Annotated in this window: 1 protein-coding gene; it reads right to left on the bottom strand. The window is 66.7% G+C overall.

The genetic code is table 11. From position 1 onward, the window contains the following. Positions 1-451: bile acid:sodium symporter (locus AACY52_RS31200; protein WP_339561524.1), on the bottom strand; the 451-nt coding region annotated here is incomplete at both ends.

Here is a 451-nt window from a genome sequence, read left to right as displayed (position 1 = left end):
CGTCAGCACGGTAGCGCAGACGGAAGCGATCACTAGGAGGTCGGCGCTCGACACACGCGACCACAGCCCCTCCAGCACCGCTGCCCCGAAGGCGGTGTAGACGACCATCAGGATGGAGCCGCGATCCACCGCGGTGACCAGCGCCTTGTGGCGCGTAACGAAACCACCGACGATCGGACGCAGCAGATGGCCGGCGACGAACGGCAGCAGCAGCTGGAACACGATCGTCTGCACGGCACCCCATGACACCGACGTCGCGCCGGTCGAAGTCATCAGCAGCGCGACGAGCAGCGGGGTCGCAAAGATGCCGACTAGATTGGAGAAGGAAGCGCTGCACACCGCGGCCGCGACGTTGCCGCGCGCCATCGCGGTGAAGGCGATCGAGGACTGGACGGTCGAGGGCAGGAGCGAGAGGAACAGCAGGCCGTTCGCCAGCGGCCCGTCAAGTAGA

Origin of the sequence: Pseudomonas sp. EA_65y_Pfl1_P113, from assembly GCF_963970525.1 — a bacterium.
GTDB lineage: Bacteria > Pseudomonadota > Gammaproteobacteria > Pseudomonadales > Pseudomonadaceae > Aquipseudomonas > Aquipseudomonas tritici.
Note: the sequence above shows the minus strand (reverse complement) of the source record. Positions and strands in the feature narration are given on the sequence as shown.